The sequence below is a fragment of the Pseudomonas batumici genome (assembly GCF_036585405.1).
Lineage (GTDB): Bacteria > Pseudomonadota > Gammaproteobacteria > Pseudomonadales > Pseudomonadaceae > Aquipseudomonas > Aquipseudomonas batumici.
Genome location: NZ_CP144470.1, coordinates 3,044,569 through 3,059,389, shown reverse-complemented (window position 1 = coordinate 3,059,389; position 14,821 = coordinate 3,044,569). Strand labels below are relative to the sequence as shown.

Sequence of the window (14,821 nt, the reverse complement as noted above, 5' to 3'; positions counted from 1 at the left end):
GTGGGCCTTATTGCGCCGCTTCCAGGCTGTACTTGCTCAGGATCGCCGCGTACTCGCCGCTCGTCTTGGTTTCCTCGAACGCCTTGAGCAACGCCTGGTACAGCGCCTCATTGCCCTTCTTCACAAAGATCCCGAGGGTCTGCGGATAGACCAGGTGTTCGCTGCTCACCACCACCCGGCCCTTGGTCTTCTCGGCGATCAGCTTCGCCGCGCCGGCAATTTCCACCTGGGCCTGGACGTTGTTCGACAGCAGCGCCTGGGTGACTTCCGGAGCAGACGGATACTCATTCACCGTGATCGCGCCCTTGCCCTTGGGCACGCAGTAGTCGGTCGACAGCTTCTGGAGCTGCGCCACCCAGGTGGTGCCCTGCTCAAGGCCGACCTTCAGCCCGCAGAGGTCTTCCGGCGTGCCCGGTTTCAGCGTGCTGGTGCCGGGCACGAGGATCGCTGCGCCGGTCATGGCGTAGGGAATGGTCATGGCCTGGGTCTGGCGCTCGGGGGTGATGTACATGCCGGAAATGATCGCGTCATAGTGACCGGCATTGAGGCCGAGGATCAGGCTCGGGAACTTGGTGTCGACGAACTGCGCCTTGGCCTCCAGATGCTTGGCCAGGGCCTGGGACAACTCCGGGTCGGAACCGACCACGTTCTTGTCGGCGTCGTAGGACTCGAACGGCGGATAGGTGATTTCCATCCCGACTTTCAATTGGCCGGGAGTGGCCGTGGAGGCGAGGGCGGCGCTGCTGCACAGCAGGGCGGCGGCGATCAGGGTCAGGCGCGAATTGTTCTTGTGCATGTTCGGTGGCTCCGATGTGAAGGCTGGGGTGTGAGGACTGGGCTCAGGACGGCTGCGACTGGTTTTTCAAATGGCCGAAACTCGACGGCTTGCGGGCTTTCTCGGGCAAGGCGATCTCGCCGTTCTCCACGCGCTTGCGCAGGTACTGGTAGGTTTGCAGGGCCTGGCCGTACATGTGCTCGCCAATGGCGATCTGTTCATAGTCCTGGCCGGGCTGGACGAAACCCGGCAGCGGCTGGATCAAGGTGTGGAAGTCGCAGGCATAGAACAACGGGAAGGAATAACGCTCCTCGCTCACCGTGCGCACCCGGTGGGCCGTGGCAACGAAGGCCCCGGCGGTCATCACTTCGAGCATGTCGCCGATGTTCACCACGAAGGCGCCGGGCAGGGGCGGCGTGTCGATCCACTGGCCCAGGTCGTTCATCACTTCCAGGCCCGGCTTGTCCGCCAGCAGGATGGTGAAGCACTCGTAGTCGGTGTGGGCGCCGATGCCCGGGGCGTCCTGGGCGGCATCGTCGAAGGGGTAGTGGATCAGCCGCAGCTTCGACGGCGGCCGGGTGACCAGGGCATCGAAGGTGTTCTCTTCCAGCCCCAAGGCCAGGGCGAAACCACCGAACAGCTTGCGACCCAGGGCGAACACCGCGGCGTAATAGGCCTGCACCGCCTCCTTGAACCCCGGCAGCGTCGGCCAGTCGTTCGGTCCCAGCAGTGGCGTGCCGGCCAGCACCAGCGGATCGTCCTCCGGCACTTCGAAGCCGATATCGAAGGCTTCCTTGTGATCCGGTTTACCCTTGGCGTAGACCTCTTCGCCTTCCGGCACGAAACCCTTGTGGGATTTCGAGGTGCCGATGTAGTGCTGCATCTTGGTGTCGAACGGCTGGGCGAAATAGTCCTTGGCCGCTTGGCGCAGGTTGTCGATCAACTGCGGGTCGATGCCGTGCCCGGTGATGTACAGGAAGCCCACTTCGCTGGCGGCGGTCCCCAATTGTTCGGCCACCGCCAGGCGGTGTTCGAGCTCGACGCTGAACAGCCCGGCGATGTTCACCACCGGAATGCTCTTGAAGTTGGCCTCGGCCGGGCTTTTGTGATTGTTCTCAGGCATGACGCAAACACCTCACGGATGGGTTGATTGGCTGAAACGCTGGAAATGTTCGCGCTCGGTCCGGGCCATCCAGACGTTCAGCGACCACAGGTCGGCGACCGGCACGTTGGTGAAGGGCAGGTGATGCAGGTAGCCGTCGGCACCGAACTCCGGGGTCAGCGTGGTGACGGTGTAGCCCCGCGCCTGTTGGGACCGCCAGATGCTTTCCCAGTGGGCCTGGTGGAAGGCCAGTTCCCGGGCATATTCCGGGGCGCCGGGGTGCGGTACCTGCGGACCCTGGTCATAGCCGACCCGCGCCTGGATATGGTGAACGCGCTCGACGAAGGCGCCGAGGTCGTCGGCGGGATCGTCCAGCAGGCGTTCGCAGGTGACGATCCAGTGGCTGATGTCGCTGGTGAACCGCAGGTCGGGCAGTTGCCGGATCAGTTCCAGGGTCAGCCAGGGATTGAACAGCGAGCGCGAGCGATGGGTTTCGAACGTGCAGAACTGCCCGTGGCGTTTCGCCAGGGCCATGGCCTGGCCGAAGAACTCCACCTGCTGCGCCAGGGGCCAGCGGTCGTTGCCGGCCAGCACATTGACGAAGCGCGGCTCCAGTTCGGCGGCCCAGGCCAGTTTGCAGTCCAGGTCCCGCAGGTGTTCGGCGGGCGCGGCGGCCTGTTCGGGGAGTACGTCGTAGGCGGTGAAGAGCGTGCTGATATAGCCCAGGCGGTTGGCGCGCAGAAAGGCGGCGAACTCGGCGCGTTCGACGGCTTGCAGGGGCAGGCGCGCCTCCATGCCGTCGAAACCTTCGGCCAGCAGCTCGTCGAGTGCCTGGGCCTTGCTCGCGGTGTAGCCCCAAAGGGTACGGAAAATCTCCAGTTTCATCGGTGCGCCTCAACGAAGCCTTGAACGGTTCGATGCACGTCACGGTGTTGGGCCGGGACGAGCGGTTACGGCAGTAACAGAGGGCGTCCGTCTAGCCAGTTCTCTGCGGAGCCGGTCTGACATCAGATCAGGGGAGAGTATTCCCCCCTGCTGGAGCATGGCGTCGATCTTAGACAGCCCATGGCACGCGGAAGAATAGGAAAGCTCAAATCCATACTTCAGAGATTTATAAACCAATAGTGGGCTATCTACTGCTGGACATCCGCCCTTGCGATCCAGGGGGTGTGCTATCGTTGCGGAATATCCTACGTAGTTTTAAGAGAATTCCTTCATGAGCGTGGCTGTCTCGACGACAGGGCGATTTTGGGGTTGGAGACAGTTCTGCCTGTCTGTCCTGCTCTGTTTGTCGACGTACATAAGCGTTGCCCAGGACGCCGCACCCACCGACGCGGCCGATCAACGTGCCCAGGCGGTCACCCAGGTGGTGCTGGGGATTCTCAGTTATGCGCGCTGGCCGGTGGAGCCGGAACAACTGCGCTTGTGTATCGTCGGTCCCACCGAGTACACCGACGATCTGGTCAAGGGCACCACCCAGGCCACCGGGCGACCGGTGCTGGTCCAGCGCCTGCTGGCGAGCAGTCCGGCCCTCGGCAGCGCCTGTGACGCCGTCTATATCGGCAAGCTGAGCAGCGACGAACGCAGCCGTCTCTTTACCGCCCTGAGCGGCCACGCGGTGCTGAGCATCAGCGAAGGCGGCGATCAGTGCACGGTCGGCAGCCTCTTCTGTCTGCGGGTGACGGATAACCAGGTGTCGTTCGAGGTCAACCTCGACTCGGTCGCCCGCAGTGGTGTGCGCATTCACCCCAGCGTATTGCAACTCTCGCGCCGCCGGAGCGCCCAGCCATGATCGGCAGGTTCAAGTCCGACGCGCCCCCCAGCCTGCGCTCGGTGCTGGGGCGTGGGCATCTGCTGGCGGCCATGGCCGCGGTGGGCCTGGTGAGTGTCTCGCTGACCTTTCTCGGCGTGCTGGCCCTGCGGGTCTACGCCGACCACAACCTTCACCTGATCGCCCGCTCCATCAGCTACACCGTGGAAGCGGCGGTGGTGTTCAACGACAGCAGTGCGGCCACCGAGGCCCTGGCCCTGATCGCCGAGACCGAGGAAGTGGCCGATGCCGAGGTCTTCGACGCTCACGGTCAACGGTTGGCGCGCTGGCAGCGGCCGGAAACCGGTTTGCTGTCCAAGGTGGAGATGCAACTGGCGCGCACCCTGCTCGAACAACCTATCGATCTGCCGATCGTCCATCAGGATCGCGAGGTCGGCAGCATCCGCCTGACCGGACATGGCGGCAGCCTGCTGCGTTTCCTGCTCAGCGGTCTGCTCGGGATCCTGGTGTGCAGCGCCCTGGCGGCGTGGCTCGGGCTGTATCTGGCGCGGCGCCTGCTGCGGGGCATTATCGGCCCGTTGCGCAGCCTGGCCGAGGTGGCCCATGCCGCTCGCATCGATCGGGCGTTTGACCGGCGCGTGCCGCCCGCGTCAATTGCCGAGCTGGACAACCTGGGCAGCGACTTCAACGCCTTGCTCGACGAGTTGGAGGCCTGGCAGAGCCATCTGCGCAGCGAAAACGAATCCCTGGCCCACCAGGCCAATCACGATAGCCTGACCGGCCTGCCGAACCGTGCCTTCTTCGAAGGTCGCCTGATACGCTCCCTGCGTAACGCCGCCAAGCAGGGCGAGCGAGTCGGCGTGCTGTTTCTCGACAGCGACCGCTTCAAGCAGATCAACGACAACTTCGGTCATGCGGCGGGCGATGCGGTGCTGGTCGCGGTGGCGACGCGCGTGCGTGCGCAACTGCGCGAAGAGGACCTGGTGGCGCGCCTGGGCGGCGACGAGTTCGCCGTCTTGCTGACGCCGCTGCACAAGATCGAAGACGCCCAGCGCATCGCCGACAAGATCATCGCCAGCATGGACGCCCCCATTGCGGTGCCCGGGCAGGCCCAGGTGCTCACCTCGCTGAGCATCGGTATCGCGGTTTACCCCGAGCATGGTATTACCCCGAACGCCCTGCTCAACGCCGCCGATGCGGCGATGTACCAAGCCAAGCGCCTCGCCCGAGGCGGGCAACACACGGCGGGGTCGGAGCACTCCGCCGCCATTGTTCAAACCAGGAGTTGAACCCTTGTACACACTGACCCGACAGACCTTGCGTTTTTTCACCTTGGCCCTGTTCACGGTGCTGCTGGCATTGGCCGGCTGCCAGACCGCGCCACCCAAGGGCCTGAGCGCGGCGCAGATCGCCGTGCTCAAGCAAGAGGGCTTCCGGCTGACGGACGATGGCTGGGCTTTCGGTCTGTCGGGTAAGGTGCTGTTCGGCAGCGACCTGGAAGTGTTGAACAAAGAGAGCCATGACATCGTCGATCGCATAGCCAAGGCCCTGTTGGGCGTGGGTATCGAGCGAGTGCGGGTGGACGGGCATACCGATGCCTCGGGCAAGGACGCCTACAACGAGCAGCTCTCCGTGCGTCGGGCCAACAGTGTGGCGACGGTGCTGGAGCAGGCCGGCATGAAGCGCCAGAATATCCAGTTGCGAGGCTTCGGCAGCCGCGTGCCGGTGGCCAGCAACGACACGGTAGAGGGGCGTACCGAGAATCGCCGGGTGTCGATTGTGGTGATTGCGGACTGAGCCTCGCAGCAGGACTGCGCGGACGCTGTTTGTATCGATGTTGCTAGCAGCGTGATACCTGTCGAAATAAATGCCGATTCTCTTTCTCGATGCCCCTGCATGCGGGTATAAGTATGGACCCTCTCAGGAGGGCGCCGCCTGAGAGGAAGTTTGAATGTTTAACGTTCGATGGGTCAGCCGCGCTGCGTCTATCCCCGCAACGCTGTGGGAAAGCTGTTTTACCGGTGTCGAAGGCCGCTGGTGGTATGAAGCCCTGGAAGACGGTGGGCTTGAGGACCAGTTCGAATTTGCCTACGCCATTCTGGAGAAAGAGGGGCAGCCGATCGGGCTGGCTCCCACGTTTGTCATGAACGTTCCCATGGAATTGGTCGTCCCGCCCATGATTGCCAAGGTGCTGAGAGTCATCCCGGCGCTCCGTTACCAGCGCACCCTGTTCGTCGGCTCACCCTGCTCCGACGAGGGCTCCATCGGCTTGCTGCCCGGTCATTCGCTGGCGGATATCGTTGTGCCGCTGCAAGACGCGCTGACCCGAAGGGCGAAAGCCAAGAACGTCGCGATGACCGTCTGGAAGGACTTTGGCGAATTGCAGAAGCCGGCGCTTGAAGGGCTGTGCGAGGCGCGGGGGCTGTTTCCCATGGTGAGCTTTCCAGGCACGGCGGTCGAGCTGGCCTCGGGTGGTTTCGAGGGCTATCTCAAGACGCTCAAGAGCCGCCATCGTTATCTGCTGAAAAAGAAACTCAAGCACGGCCTCGTGCCGGGGGCCTTGGCGGTAACGGTCGTGCAGCAGCCGGATGAAGAAACGCTGCAGGAGTTGTACAGCCTTTTTCTGCAAACCTACGAGAAGGGCAAGACCAAATTCGAAAAGCTCACGTTCGAGTTCTTTCGACAGATTGCCCTCAAGCCCGAATCGCATTTCATCCTGCTGAGCGATGGACAGACCGGCAAGATGGCGGCGTTCATGCTGTGCTTTCTGCTCGGTGACAAGGCCATCAACAAGTTCATCGGCATCGATTACCACGTGGGCAAGCAGTCGCACCTGTATTTCCAGCTATGGGAGCAGGCGGTGAAGTGGTCCTACAGTGTCGGGGCCACACGCCTGGACAGTGGCCAGACAGGCTATCGAGTCAAGCGCGAACTCGGTCATCAGCTGGTTTCGCTGGACTGCTATTGCCGTCATCGCAACCCGTTGCTGCATCGCCTCTTCGGCGCGGTGGCCAAGGGCATTACCTGGCAGAGCCTGGACCCGGACCTGCAGACGATGGCCGAGGAATATTAGGGCTCTTAATCAAGAGCCGCTGCGGCGCAACGGCGTGGTCCAGCGCTCCGACAGAATCACCCCACCGAGGGTCAGCGTCCCGCCCAGCAGGTGATACAGCGCCAATTCTTCATGCAGGACCACGGCGGCGATCAACGCGGTGATCAGTGGCAACAGGTTGAAAAACAGGGTGGTCCGGCTCGGTCCGAGTGCCGCCACCGATCGCATCCACGCCAGCGGGGCCAGCATCGAGGCCAGCAGGCAGGCATACAGCACCAGCCCGACATTGTGCAGGTTCGGTCCGACCTTCGGCGACAGCCAGAACAGCGGGAACAGCACCACCACCGCCACCAGCACCTGCAGGTACAGCAAGACCAGCGGTGGCAGGCGCAGTTGCCACTTTTTCAGCAAGGTACTGTAGATCGCATAGGCCAGGGTGGCGATCAGCATCATCGCGTCGCCCAGGTTCACACCATGGGTCAGCAGCGCCGCGAGGCTGCCGGACGACACGACCACCAGCACCCCGGCAAACGACAGCAGCGCCCCGACCAGCGCACCGGCCGTCAGGCGTTGGCCGAGGCTGAGGATGGCCAGGGCCAACGACATCAATGGCATCAACGACAGGATGATGCCCATGTTGGTGGCCGAGGTCAGGGTCGCGGCGAAGTACGCCAGGCTCTGGTAGACCGCCATGCCGAGCACCCCGAGCACGAAGATCCGGCCCAGGTTCGGGCGGATCTGGCTCCAGTGGGCCATTACCGGCTTGAGCATGAACGGGGTGAACAGCAGGCCGGCCAGCAACCAGCGGTAGAAGCCGATTTCCGCCGGGAAGATCGCGCCGACCGCCATCTTGTTGATCACGGTATTGCCGGCCCAGATAAAGATCGCCAGCAGGGGGAAAGCGTATTGCATGGGGGGTGTAGCCCGAATCGTCAATGAGCGGGGATTATCCTTGTGCCGGGATGAAACCTCTACCTCGATCCTGTCAATCGTGCAGGAGCAGTACCGGTGGCCGGCGCGTATGGCCAGGCTGGGCACTGCTGGATGTGTAACTGCGTTTGTCTACACTGAAGGCATGCCGTGCCCTTCGGTGCGGTAACAAGGAGAAAACTCCATGAAGATGCTCCGTATCCCATTGTTGTTGATCGGCTTGTTACTTTGCTCACAGGGTTTTGCCGCGACGGCTCAGCAAAACAAGATGGCCACCTGTAACGCGGATGCCAAGACCCAGAACCTCACTGGCGACAAGCGCCAGGCCTTTATGAGCAATTGCCTGAAAGCCGCGCCTGCGGCCACATCGGCCATGCCCGCCGCCACGCCTGCGGCTACACCGGCCACCACGCCAGCCGCCATGCCGGCCACACCGGCGACCAAGCCGGCGACCGCAGCCGTGCCGGCCAAGGTGCTGACGCCGCAGCAGCAGAAGATGAAGGACTGCAATGCCGCCGCCAAGACCCAGGCGCCCAAGGGTGATGCGCACAAGGCCTTCATGAGCAATTGCCTGAAGAAGAAGTAGCGTCGAACCGCCGTCCTTCTGACGCTTGCCGCTGGTCCTCCCTGGAGAAGGCTGGCAGACTGCCTGTCTTTTAGTGCCGTTCTTTTTGAGGCTGTATGTCAGCGTTTCCCCAGCGTTATGTCGTCCTGGCCAGTTTGATCCTTGTTTTCGGTGGGTTGCTGCTGGCATTGCCGTTGCGCCTGCTCCCCAGCCTGTTGGCCGGCTTACTGGTGTTCGAGCTGGTCAACATGCTCACGCCCAAGCTTGAGCACCTGATTTCCGGGCGGCGTGCGCGCTGGTTGGCGGTGGCGTTGCTGGGCACCTTGATCGTCAGTGTGCTGAGTCTGATCTTTGCCGGGGCCATCAGCTTTCTGCTGCACGAAGCGGAAAACCCCGGCGCGTCCCTCGACAAGTTCATGGTGGTGGTGGACAAGGCGCGTGGCCAGTTGCCGCCGTTCATCGACGCTTATCTGCCGGCCAGTGCAGCCGAGTTCCAGGTCGCTATCGGCGAGTGGTTGAGCAAGCACCTGAGTGAACTGCAACTGGTGGGCAAGGACGCGGCGCATATGTTCGTGACCCTGCTGATCGGCATGGTGCTGGGGGCGATCGTGGCCTTGCAGCACGTGTCGGACATCAGCCAGCGCAAACCCCTGGCGGCGGCGCTGTTCGAGCGTTTGCGGCTGCTGGTGCAGGCGTTTCGCAATATCGTCTTCGCGCAGATCAAGATCTCGGCGCTCAACACCGCGTTCACCGCGATTTTCCTGGCGGTGATCCTGCCGCTGTGTGGGATCAAGCTGCCGCTGACCAAGACCCTGATCGTGCTGACCTTCCTGCTCGGGCTGTTGCCAGTGATCGGCAACCTGATGTCCAACACCCTGATCACCATCGTCGGTCTGTCGCTGTCGGTCTGGGTCGCGGCGGCGGCGTTGGGCTACCTGATGTTTATCCACAAGCTGGAATACTTTCTCAACGCGCGGATCGTCGGCGGCCAGATCAGTGCCAAGTCCTGGGAGCTGCTCATGGCCATGCTGGTGTGCGAGGCCGCGTTCGGTCTGCCGGGGGTGGTGGCGGGGCCGATCTACTATGCGTACATCAAGAGCGAGTTGAAGCTGGCGCAGTTGGTCTGAGCGACTGGCCTCACTGCGCAAGAGACGGCCAGTTGGCTCTTGCGCAGTGAGGGTGACGTCAATCGGCGCGGCGTGAACCTTCCAGCAGACCGTACGCAGGTTGAACGACCGGGAATAGGAACCGGCAGGCTGAAGCCTCCTGCGCACAGCCCGCCATAACGCGAGCACAAAAATACCGCTTTCGCGGCGCTGTGCGCCTATTCATTTTCGGGCGTTCAAACCCGTGTCGCTGAATTTGCAACGACGGTCAAACTTTAGCCCTCGCTGCTGGCGCGCACAATATTCTCCCATGCCTGACGCACGAGGGAAACGTAGGATTGTTTGGTGGGATTTTTCGTGCCTTGGTAAAGTGCTGGCGAATAGCATATTCGACGGGCGTAGCCGTCTATACATTTTTCTGAAATGTTGAGTCCAAACCAGCCCAATAGACATCGGAAGACTGAAAGGTCTTAATAAGGCACTTGTTATCTATGAAAAAGATTTTGTTAATAACACCTCAAGGGATTCATATAAAATCTCCACCTCATGTTCATCATGCAAATAGATCAATATCTGACCGTTTGAATTCATTAGGATCGGATTTCCGGCTCCGTCATCCGAGATAACATATGCATTTTTGAGGGGGGCGGGCACACAATTTTCATTTGCATTTCTGAATTTTAGAGTTAGATCAATAACTGTCGCTTTTCCGAGCAATGAACCGTTGTTGAAAGCGTGTATATCAATACCTCCAAACGCCCCGCCAAACAGCTTGATAAACTCAACATACTGCTCATTGAAAGTGACTTTTAGCAAATTTTCCGCTTGCTGAATTTCAGCGTCTGTAGCGGGTTTGCCACGAAGACAGTCTTGAGACCTGAAGACATTTTCAATTTTTTCAATCAGATCGCTCTTCATTTACTGCCGCACCTGCTGGCTGAGGCTTTTTGAGCCTGGTTGATCCAGAATTCTTTTTTCCAGAAATTAAAGGCTTCACGATTTTTCATGCCCAATCCTTTTTTATTCCCACGTGGATGCTGCGCCGTATTATGCTCTGGACTTCCATGGTGTTTGTCTGGCATGGCACGTAACGGCCCTTCTGTCTGTTGTTTCTCATGGTGCAACACGATAGTGTTGCCATGCTTGTCTACAGGAGACTTACCAAAGGGGTGGGGCGCATTATGACCGTTCATGAAGATGACGCTTTTGAGCTGTGCATCGCTTAAATGACTCAAATCTGTATACCCTTTCACAGTTAATGTTAAACCTCGGCTATCCGTGAAAGTAACAGGTGTTAGCCCAAAGGGATCAACCCAGCCCATTGGATTCGGTGCATAGGCGTAGGAATTGACTCCTCCCGCCAAGCCAATCGGATCCGGAGTGGTAAACCGCCCCACATCCGGATCATAGAACCGAAAGGTGTTGTAGTGCAGCCCCGTCTCCCGGTCCAGGTATTGCCCCTGGAACCGCAGGTTCTGCTCCTCGATGTAATACGGTTCGCGCACCTCTTCGAGTGTGTTGCCCCAGACCCGATACTGGGCTTGCCACAGCGTGGCGCCATCGGCTTCGGTCAGTTGCTCGGGCAGGCCGTTGAGGTCGTTGTGGTAATAGCGGACCTTCTGCAATTCCCCGCTGCCATCGACCCGCGCCAGCGGTTCATAGCCGTCGCCTTCGTAGAGGTAGAGGCTGGTCTGGGTGTTCTTGTGCTCTTGCAACAGGCGCAAGCCATCCCAGGTAAAGCGCGTTTCGCCCAACGGATAGCCGTGGTTGTCGTGCTCGCTCTTGGCGATACGCCGCCCCAACGGGTCGTAGCTCATGCGCACAATCGTTTCCCGCGCGCCGTCCTGGTTGCGCACCTCGATCAAGCGGTGTTCGGCGTCATAGGCAAAACGCTGCGACCCACGAGCGGCGCTACGCTTTTCGATCATTCGCCCGAAGCCGTCGTAGCTATAACGCTTGTCCTGATAGGTCAGCAGCTTGTTGTGCGCCACCAACCCGGCACCGGCTTGTGGGCCGTCCAGCAGGTTGGCGGCGGCGTCGTAGGCGAAGGTCTCGTTCTGCCCCTGCACGCCGTCCTGGCTGGCGATGATTCGCCCCGTCGCGTCGTAGTGCAGCAACTGGCGCTGGTCGCCCCGTGGTTGCCGGTCGAGGCGACCGATCAGGTTGTCGCTGGGGTCGTAGTCGAAGTGCTTCTGTGCCGGGGCCGGCAGTGCTGACGGCTGGTTGGACGGGCGGCGCAAGCGTGAACGCAGACGTCCGACCCGGTCGTACTCACTGCGGGTGCTGAGCTGACCCTGGGTACGCAACACCTCGCGGTGCAGGCGATCGCGCTCGAAGTCGCTGATGACCCGGCCGTCCAGATTGATCTGGTGCAGATGGCCGCTGCCGTAATACAGCCGATTGAGCCAACGGCCATCCGGCAACTGCGTCTGGAGCAGATTGCCCAGTTCATCGTAGTGATGCTGCAGGCTGCCCGCCGCGCTCTGTTCTTCCAGCAACTGGCCCAGAGCGTCATAGGCGAAGCCGAGCTTCTGTGCCTGGCCGTCGTGGTCGGTAAAGGTGATGGCGGTGAGTTGGTCCAGCGGATTGTAGGCGTACTCGGTGCGGCCATCGTCGGTGACCTTGGCGATCAGGCGTCCCACCGCATCACGTTCCAACTGATGAACGATGGGCGTTACCGGTGCTGATGGAACCAGCGCCAGGCCACTGCCGAACGGTGCCGGAACGTATTCCACACGGGTCGCGTTATCCAGCATGTCATAGGCATAACACCGCGCACTGCCGTCGAGATCGCGTTGTTCGGTGAGGCGGTCGCCGGCATCCCAGGCAAAGTGATAGCTCTCGCCGTTTTCATTGGTCAGCGCCTGCAAACGACCATAGGCGTCATAGCCGAACTGCACCTGCCGCCCATGGGCGTCGATGCGTTGGCGCACCTGGCCGCGACGGTCGTATTGATAGCTGGTGCTGTGCCCGGCCGGATCGACATAACCGGTGAGTTGGCCGCTGCCGTCGCGCAGGTACTGTTCGACGCGACCATCCGGCAACTGGCTCTGCAACAGGCGGCCTTGGGCATCGTGCTGGTAGGTCACGCGTTCGCCGAGGGCATCGGTGACGGCCTGCAGGTGACCACGCCGGTCGTAGCTGAAGGTGGTCGGCTGCCCGGAGCAGTCCACATGGCGAATCAACTGCCCGAGGTCGTTCCACTGCAAGATTTTGCTTTTACCCGTGGCATCGATGATCGCCACCACCTGGCCCTGGGCGTCGAAGCGGTATTGGGTGACCTGCCCCAGCGGATCGGTTTCGTGGGTGCAGTTGCCACGCGGGTCGTAGCGGTATTGCCAGCTGTTGCCCGCCGCGTCGGTCTCCACCAGTGGCAACGACCAGTGCTCCAACCATAAGGTCGACTCACTGCGCCCCAGCGGATCGACGCTGGCGCTGAGATTACCGGCTTCGTCGTAGCTGAACTGGTGCTGCCCGCCCTGGGGGCGGTGGCGCCGAGCAACTGGCGCTCGTCGTTCCACTCGAATTGCCAGGTGTGGCCGAGGTTGTTGGTGTATTCGGTGATCTGCTGCTGCGGGTTCCAACGGCGGCGACTCACACGCTTCAACCCATCGGTGACACGGGTGATGCCGGCCTTCAGGTCATAGTCGAAGGCATATTCGTCGCCGTCATCGGTCCAGTGCCGAACCACCCGCCATTCAAGGTTCTCGACCAGCGCCCACTGATAGAAACAGCGCAACCCGGTGGGCAGCTGATGCTCGACCATCCGCCGCCCGTTATCGTAGGCGAAACGCCGTTGCACCTGGCCGAGGCTGTCGCGCACTGCGGCCAGGTCGCCACTGCTGTCGTAGTCGTAGCTGACCAGCACCTCTCGCTGTTGATTGGGGTACAGGCGTTCGATCTGGTTGACCCGCCCGGGCCATTGGGCGCTGTAGGTCAGCGCCACTTGCACAAGATCGAAGGTGTCGCGCAGCCGCACCAGTCGACCCGATTCGTCGTAGTCGAGATAGATCCGGTTGTCATTGCGGTCGCCCAACTGGCTCAGGCGCAAGGTCGAAGGATCGGCCAGGGTCGGTTCGAACAGGCGATACAAACCGTCATCGCTCTCGATCAACAGTTGCCCGTTGCCGTTGCGCCGCACGGCCAGGCCTTCGCCCGGACTGAACACCGCGCCGCCCAACGGGATCGAGCCCATGTCGATACGCCGGGCCTGTTCGTCGGTATAGACCAGTCGTTCGCCGCCTTCGGGATGGACCTCGATACGCACGCCGACTTCATAGGGCAGGCTCCAGCCCGTACCGAGCAAACTGTCGCGCCGCTCATCGCGACTGTTGTAGAAGCGTTGCCAGTCGATGGGCAGGATACCGGGCAGGACAAAGTCCAGCTCATCTTCACCGCCCAGCACCTTGGCACCCGTCGCGGCATGCACCGGGTTCGGCGACGCAGCGGCGGCACGGGTCAGCGCACCGATGGCCTGGCTGGTGCCCAGGGACACCGCTCCGCCCACCGCCATGCAGGGCAACTGGCTGAAAAACCGACTGCGTGAACCACGTAGTAGCAAGAGCGTGGTTACCGCTAATCCCACACCGGGTGTCTTGCCGCTACGGATCTCGCGCACCGCCACCGGCTCGCCACCGATGACGACATTAGGCGAAATCAGGCCCTTGACCGCACCGACTCTGGCCTCGCAGGTACTGCGGTCTCCCGTGCGCGCAGCCGGCTGGCCGTTGATGAAAACCTTGCTCGATCCCTCGGCGATATAGGCCTCGGGCATTGGCGGGTGTTTGTCGCAGGCCACACCATCCTGGGAACAGGGCACCGCACCGGGCACGGGTGTGGCGACGGTGGGCCGCCACAATTGAGCGAAGAAGCCCTCGGCGATGTTCAGGTAGCTGCGCTCGGTCGACTCGCCAGCTGGCATCTGACCGATCTTGCCGGCCGCCCGCGCCGCCGGCAGGCCGTTGATAAAGGTGTCGGGCGAACCGCTGCTGATATGGGCCTGGACCGTCGGTGGGAACAGTTGGTTGGACAGGTTTTCGCATAGGTTTGCGAGCTTCTGGTCGATGCCGGTTTCGCTCATGCCAACCCCGACGACGCTGCCGACCATGGCGCCCAGCACCACGCAACCCAGGCCACCGGTGGCGACCGTGACGCCGGCCGCGCCGACCACCGCCGCCGTGACCAGGGCCCCCACGGCGACATTCGCCGCCACCTCCAATACCCCGCCGAGAACGTCGGCCATCATCGACGTGTGCAGCAAGGCATCGCCCTCGCGGGCGGCCCAGGGGGTGTCGGTCATGAAGGTATGTTCCGTGCGGGTCAGGGACGCCCATCGGAACATGGGGTCAGGCCAGGCTTTAAGAGGAAAGCCCGACCTGGAAGGTAGGAATGGTCTCTATAAGTGATTGAGATTGCTGACCTGAAAGCACGGTAATCTCTGAGAGTGACCTGCCCGCGAAGATTTTGGCGATCTCACGGGGCTCTTCGCCAGCAATCGAGCGTCGACCAACCGTCCCTACC

The 14,821-nt window shown here is 61.7% G+C and carries 11 protein-coding genes and 2 pseudogenes; 6 read left to right on the top strand and 7 right to left on the bottom strand.

Annotation, left to right across the window (positions count from 1 at the left end; translation table 11 throughout):
- Window positions 1–7 precede the first annotated feature (7 nt).
- The 3 genes from NUH87_RS13875 to NUH87_RS13865 are packed head-to-tail and all read right to left on the bottom strand — an operon-like array spanning window position 8 to window position 2,762.
- Complete coding sequence (locus NUH87_RS13875) at window positions 8–796, bottom strand: ABC transporter substrate-binding protein (protein ID WP_338526419.1); 789 nt, start codon at window positions 794–796, stop codon at window positions 8–10.
- Window positions 797–839: 43 nt separating this feature from the next.
- On the bottom strand, window positions 840–1,898 hold the full coding sequence (locus NUH87_RS13870; protein ID WP_338526418.1) for an isopenicillin N synthase family dioxygenase: 1,059 nt from the start codon (window positions 1,896–1,898) through the stop codon (window positions 840–842).
- A 12-nt stretch (window positions 1,899–1,910) separates the two neighbouring features.
- Entirely contained in the window at window positions 1,911–2,762 is an 852-nt protein-coding gene (locus tag NUH87_RS13865; RefSeq protein ID WP_338526416.1) for a sugar phosphate isomerase/epimerase, read from the bottom strand.
- Window positions 2,763–3,093: 331 nt separating this feature from the next.
- Between NUH87_RS13865 and NUH87_RS13860 the strand changes: the two genes are divergently transcribed.
- The 4 genes from NUH87_RS13860 to NUH87_RS13845 all read left to right on the top strand — a co-directional run bounded on the left by NUH87_RS13860 (window position 3,094) and on the right by NUH87_RS13845 (window position 6,721).
- Window positions 3,094–3,669, top strand: a complete 576-nt coding sequence (locus tag NUH87_RS13860) for a YfiR family protein (protein WP_338526415.1) — start codon at window positions 3,094–3,096, stop codon at window positions 3,667–3,669.
- On the top strand, window positions 3,669–4,937 hold the full coding sequence (locus NUH87_RS13855; RefSeq protein ID WP_167337415.1) for a diguanylate cyclase domain-containing protein: 1,269 nt from the start codon (window positions 3,669–3,671) through the stop codon (window positions 4,935–4,937). The genes NUH87_RS13860 and NUH87_RS13855 overlap by 1 nt, the downstream gene beginning before the upstream one ends.
- A gap of 4 nt (window positions 4,938–4,941) precedes the next feature.
- Window positions 4,942–5,445 carry an OmpA family protein gene (locus NUH87_RS13850; protein ID WP_338526414.1) on the top strand — a complete coding sequence of 168 codons (504 nt, stop codon included), beginning with the start codon at window positions 4,942–4,944 and terminating at the stop codon, window positions 5,443–5,445.
- Window positions 5,446–5,599: 154 nt separating this feature from the next.
- On the top strand, window positions 5,600–6,721 hold the full coding sequence (locus tag NUH87_RS13845) for a GNAT family N-acetyltransferase (protein WP_338526413.1): 1,122 nt from the start codon (window positions 5,600–5,602) through the stop codon (window positions 6,719–6,721).
- A 9-nt stretch (window positions 6,722–6,730) separates the two neighbouring features.
- On the opposite strand, the gene NUH87_RS13840 is transcribed toward NUH87_RS13845, so the two are convergent.
- The gene (locus tag NUH87_RS13840) at window positions 6,731–7,612 is read right to left on the bottom strand and encodes a DMT family transporter (protein ID WP_338526412.1); all 882 of its coding nucleotides are present in this window, start codon (window positions 7,610–7,612) and stop codon (window positions 6,731–6,733) included.
- Between the two features lie 202 nt (window positions 7,613–7,814).
- On the opposite strand from NUH87_RS13840, the gene NUH87_RS13835 reads away from it, so the two are divergent.
- Window positions 7,815–8,216 (top strand): PsiF family protein, encoded by a 402-nt coding sequence (locus tag NUH87_RS13835; protein WP_338526411.1) that lies wholly within the window; start codon window positions 7,815–7,817, stop codon window positions 8,214–8,216.
- Between the two features lie 95 nt (window positions 8,217–8,311).
- Window positions 8,312–9,322, top strand: coding sequence for a hypothetical protein (locus NUH87_RS13830; RefSeq protein WP_338526410.1), 1,011 nt, complete (start codon window positions 8,312–8,314; stop codon window positions 9,320–9,322).
- A 468-nt stretch (window positions 9,323–9,790) separates the two neighbouring features.
- On the opposite strand, the gene NUH87_RS13825 is transcribed toward NUH87_RS13830, so the two are convergent.
- The 3 genes and pseudogenes from NUH87_RS13825 to NUH87_RS13815 all read right to left on the bottom strand — a co-directional run.
- Window positions 9,791–10,219: an SMI1/KNR4 family protein gene (locus tag NUH87_RS13825; protein ID WP_338526408.1), complete on the bottom strand. Its 429-nt coding sequence runs from the start codon at window positions 10,217–10,219 to the stop codon at window positions 9,791–9,793.
- A pseudogene (locus NUH87_RS13820) lies at window positions 10,216–10,452 on the bottom strand (HNH/ENDO VII family nuclease); the annotation flags it as partial. The pseudogene NUH87_RS13820 and the gene NUH87_RS13825, both read right to left, overlap by 4 nt.
- 147 nt (window positions 10,453–10,599) lie before the next feature.
- Window positions 10,600–14,600 (bottom strand): annotated as a pseudogene (locus NUH87_RS13815) (RHS repeat-associated core domain-containing protein); the annotation flags it as partial.
- Window positions 14,601–14,821: the final 221 nt, after the last annotated feature.